The sequence below is a fragment of the Shewanella sp. 11B5 genome (assembly GCF_002836795.1).
In the GTDB taxonomy this organism is placed as follows: domain Bacteria; phylum Pseudomonadota; class Gammaproteobacteria; order Enterobacterales; family Shewanellaceae; genus Shewanella; species Shewanella frigidimarina.
In genome coordinates, this window is the sequence record NZ_PJAP01000428.1 from 1 (window position 1) to 4,949 (window position 4,949).

General features: G+C 46.0%; 3 protein-coding genes. 1 reads left to right on the forward strand and 2 read right to left on the reverse strand.

The annotated features are described in order from the left end of the window. Nucleotides 1–2,681 (reverse strand): aconitate hydratase AcnA (acnA, locus tag CXF78_RS09970; RefSeq protein ID WP_102036683.1); only part of this gene is annotated, 2,681 nt, incomplete at its 3' end. A 92-nt stretch (nucleotides 2,682–2,773) separates the two neighbouring features. Here acnA and CXF78_RS09975 point away from each other — a divergent pair. Then, on the forward strand, nucleotides 2,774–4,147 hold the full coding sequence (locus tag CXF78_RS09975) for a class II fumarate hydratase (RefSeq protein WP_102036684.1): 1,374 nt from the start codon (nucleotides 2,774–2,776) through the stop codon (nucleotides 4,145–4,147). Between the two features lie 175 nt (nucleotides 4,148–4,322). Here the strand turns inward: CXF78_RS09975 and CXF78_RS09980 are convergent. Continuing rightward, nucleotides 4,323–4,949: regulatory protein RecX (locus CXF78_RS09980; protein WP_102036685.1), on the reverse strand; the 627-nt coding region annotated here is incomplete at its 5' end.

Below are 4,949 nucleotides of genomic sequence, written 5' to 3' on the forward strand. Positions count from 1 at the left end.
TGGTAATAACTAAACTCATTAGGGGTATCAATGCGGATTTTAGCTTCAAACGAATGTTGCTTACCCGCTTTGTCGGTCACTGATACATTAACGGTTTTCTGTTCGGCGCTTACCGCTGGAATGCTAAATTGCTCTTCACCTGTGAGGTTTAGCGATTGTGCGCTGTCATCAGGCATAAACTGCAGTGGCAAGATACCCATTCCAACCAAATTAGAACGGTGAATACGCTCATAACTTTGCGCTATAACCGCTTTTACCCCCAACAGTGCAGGCCCTTTTGCCGCCCAGTCCCGCGAGCTGCCAGTGCCATATTCCTTACCGGCAAGCACAATACAAGGCGTACCTTGCTTTTGATACTGCATAGCGGCATCAAATACAGTCATCGACTCACCGTTAGGCATTAAACGTGTCCAACAGCCTTCGGTCCCCGGTGCCAGCAGATTTTTTAGCCTTACATTGGCAAAGGTGCCGCGCATCATTACTTCATGGTTGCCACGGCGTGAACCGTAAGAGTTAAAGTCTTTAATGGCGACTCCAGCTTGTTGTAAATAGTCTCCGGCTGGGCTGTCTGGTGCAATAGACCCCGCAGGTGAAATATGGTCGGTAGTGACCGAATCACCTAACTTAAGCAAACAACGGGCATTGTCGATAGCCATAATTTTCGGTACTTCAGCACTGATCCCATCAAAGAATGGCGGCTGTTTAACATAGGTGGAATCTGGCCAGTTATATTTTTGGCTCTGCACCACTTCAAGCCCTTGCCAGTCTGCGTCGCCGCTGTATACATCGGCATAGCGGGAAACAAACATCTCGCTTTGTACCGCGCTGGCCATGACCTGTTGGATTTCCTGATTATCTGGCCAGATATCTTTTAAATAAACCGCATTACCATCAACATCTTCGCCAAGTGCTTCTGTGACCATATCGGCTTTCATATTACCGGCCAATGCATACGCCACCACCAGCGGCGGCGATGCTAAGTAATTGGCTTGTACTTCTGGATGGATGCGGCCATCAAAGTTACGGTTGCCCGATAACACCGAACACACCTTCAATCTGCCCTGTTGTATCGCTTCACTAACGGGCTGAGGCAATGGACCAGAATTACCAATACAGGTGGTACAACCGTAGCCAACCAACTGAAAACCTAGCGCATCTAAATCAACATTAAGACCCGATTTTATTAAATAATCCGTCACTACCTGTGAGCCAGGTGCAAAGCTGGTTTTCACCCAAGGTTTAACCTGTAAGCCTTTTTTACGCGCATTTCGGGCCAATAATCCGGCTGCGATTAACACCGATGGATTAGAGGTATTAGTACAACTGGTTATCGCCGCTATCACCACCGCGCCGGCTTCCAGCACAAAGTCTTTATCTCGATAACGACAAGCAACACCAGTGCTGCCATCGGCAACGGGGACTTGCACCGATGGGCCACCCTCGCTTGCCAACTCGTCTTTACCTTCGGCGTCGATGTGGCTCACAGGGATTTGACTATCCAACCATTGGCGGAAACTGACTCCAGCTTGCTCAAGTGCAATTCTGTCTTGTGGTCTTTTGGGGCCAGCGATAGAAGGCACAATACTGCCTAAATCCAGTTGTAAGCTGGCGTGATAACAGGCTTTGTTGTCGGATGCGCTGGCCCACATGCCCATCTGTTTAAGATACGCTTTGATCAACGCGATACGCTCTGGATCACGACCGGTAAGCTTGAGGTAATCTAACGTTTGTTGGTCAATCGGGAAAATGCCACAAGTCGCACCGTATTCTGGCGCCATATTGGCAATGGTGGCCCTATCGGCCAAGGTTAATTGATCAACACCAGCACCAAAAAATTCTACAAACTTACCTACCACGCCAAATGAGCGCAGCTGTTCGGTTACCGTTAACACTAGATCAGTCGCGGTAACTCCTGGGGGCAATTTACCGACAAACTCAAATCCGACAATTTCGGGTAACAACATGGTCACGGGTTGGCCTAACATCGCGGCCTCAGCCTCAATGCCGCCCACGCCCCAACCCAATACTCCCAAACCGTTGATCATAGTAGTATGAGAATCTGTTCCGACTAAGGTGTCGGGATACAATAGGTTATCGTCATCCTCTTTAACAAAGACCACTCTTGCCAAATATTCCAGATTGATTTGATGCACGATACCGCGCCCTGGCGGTACTACTTTAAAGTTGTCGAAGGCTTGCTGACCCCAACGCAAAAACTGATATCGTTCGCGGTTTCGTTGAATCTCAATGGCGGTATTTTTTTGCAGTGCTCCTGTTTCGGCAAATACATCGACCATCACGGAGTGGTCAATCACCAGCTCTACCGGATTCAGTGGATTAATCGCGTCGGCATTGCCGCCCAATGTCACGATAGCATCACGCATTGCGGCTAAATCGACAACTGAAGGTACGCCGGTAAAATCTTGTAGAATGACTCGAGAAGGAACAAAGGCAATTTCGGTTTCTGACCAGTTATCCAGATCCCAGCGAGCCAAGATTTCAATATCCTCTGGCTGGACAAAATCCGAATTTTCGTAACGCAGTAGATTTTCTAATAATATTTTTGCCGCAAAGGGTAAGCGGGTTAAATCGTAGTGTTCAGCTAATCGATCAAAGCTGTAATACCGGAAAGTTTTTCCATTACTTTCAAGCTGTTTCAATAATTGCATAGAATGGTTCATTACTGATCTCCCTATAAACGTTTATTGGCACTTCCTGCTAAGCTTAGTGAACACACTAACATATCCAAATCAAAAATCGAGTCGGAAACCTTATGAGTAAGATGCGTATAGAATATGACAGTATGGGAAAAGTACAGGTGCCAGATGATGTTTATTATCAGGCGCAAACTCAACGCGCACGAGATAACTTTCAGTTTTCTGAGCGGCGCTTTCCGACGCCAGCGATACTCGCCCTACTCGACATAAAATCAGCTGCTGCACAGGCTAATAGCCAACTCGGTTTGTTAGATAGCGCTATAGCCAAAGCAATTCAACAAGCCATTATCGCCGCTAAGAAGCTTGATTTTTCGCAGCATTTTCCGATTGATTTGTTCCAAACAGGCTCTGGTACCAGTTCTAATATGAATGTTAATGAAGTCATTGCCAGCCTCGCCAGCGATATTTTGCAGGCAAAGGTTCACCCCAATGATCATGTCAATATGGGGCAAAGCAGCAACGATGTGGTGCCTGCCTGTATTCATATTAGTACGGTTAGGCAATTAAAGGGCTTATTGTATCCGGCCATTAAGGGCTTGAATGACAGATTAGCGTTTTTGGCCGATGAGTATTCCAATACAGTCAAAACCGGTCGCACCCATTTAATGGATGCCATGCCGATTACGCTTGGCCAAGAACTGCAATGTTGGCAACAACAGCTAAACAGTGCTCAAGCTCGAATTCAGCAAGTTGAGCTGAGCCTGCATCAATTGCCATTGGGCGGCACAGCGGTTGGCACTGGCGTTAATTGTGACCCCAATTTTGCCAAACTTGCATGTGATGATTTACAACAGCAAGATAAAATCCCTTGGCAGGCAGCGGTAATGCCTGCGTTATATATGAGTAGCCAAGATCACACCTTAGCCATGGCTTCGGCGCTCAAAGGGTTAGCGGTTACGTTATTGAAAATCGCCAATGATTTACGCTGGATGAACTCTGGCCCTGTAGCTGGGTTACAAGAAATTAGCTTAACGGCGCTGCAACCCGGCTCATCGATAATGCCCGGTAAGGTTAATCCCGTTATCCCAGAAGCCGTAGCCATGATTGCCGCTGAAATCATTGGCAATGAAACTACCATTACCATCGCAGCGCAATCGGGTAATTTTCAGTTGAATGTGATGTTGCCACTGATTGCCGACAAGCTACTGTCCAGTATTGATTTATTAACCCATGCCTGCCAGGCCATGACCGACAAAGTGTTTGCCGAGTTTCAACCCAATGTCGAGCATTTGACCCAGGCATTGGAGAAAAACCCTATTCTGGCTACCGCACTTAATTCAGTAGTGGGTTACGATATGGCCGCAAAAATTGCTAAACGTGCAGACAAAGAACATAAATCAGTATTAGCCATTGCACTTGAAGAAACCGATTTGGACGAAGATAAACTCAAAGCGATACTCGACCCGTTGCATCTGGCAAAGCCGTATTAATAACACCCATCAAACTGACAATAACTCGTTAAATAACATAAGGATGACGCTGTAGCTGTTAGCTGTTAGCCATCGTTCAAGTCGGTAAAAGTGTAATGGTGAATGAAAAATCGTGAGTAGTGAGTCGTAAGAAGTTTGCCGATATCAGTTGTCTCAGTGATATCGGCGGTAAACGTTATGACTCATCATCTAGCGTCATTGCCTCTTTTATTTCATCACTGCCAAATCCTTTACGGGATAAATAGGCATACGCTTTCGACTTTTCTTTATAGTCCGCTAAGTTATAGCGTTTTTTAGCCAGTTCATTTTTGCAGCTTTGATAAAAATCGACGTCTTCTGTTAGCGTTAGTTGGTACAAGGTTTCTTCAAAGTCGCTTACATCAATCAGTCGCTGCTTTAATTCCTGCAAGATAAGAGTTTTACCTTTGCCTTTATTAAACAGCTTGATTATTTCAGTGGTTAAATCTGCTTTGTCGGCTTTGAGGGCTAATTTACTGCGCAGGGTTTCACGTTGTGGATGTTGTGCTAATGCGTGATCAATTTCAGCTCGAGAGAAACCTTTTGTGGTCATCTGGGAATAGACTTTTTCTATGTTGGTGCCATAGAAATTTTCAAACCGACTCAACAATCGCGATGTGGCTAACTCAAAAAGGTCCACTGTTTGCTCGTGCATCACTTGTTCTATCGCGGTATCAATCTCTGTAGCACTCACGCCGCGCAGCTGTAACTTACGCCTTATGGCACCGATACCGATTTCGTTACTAAAAGCTAACTCGCAGTAACGTACCGCAAAGTCAAAATC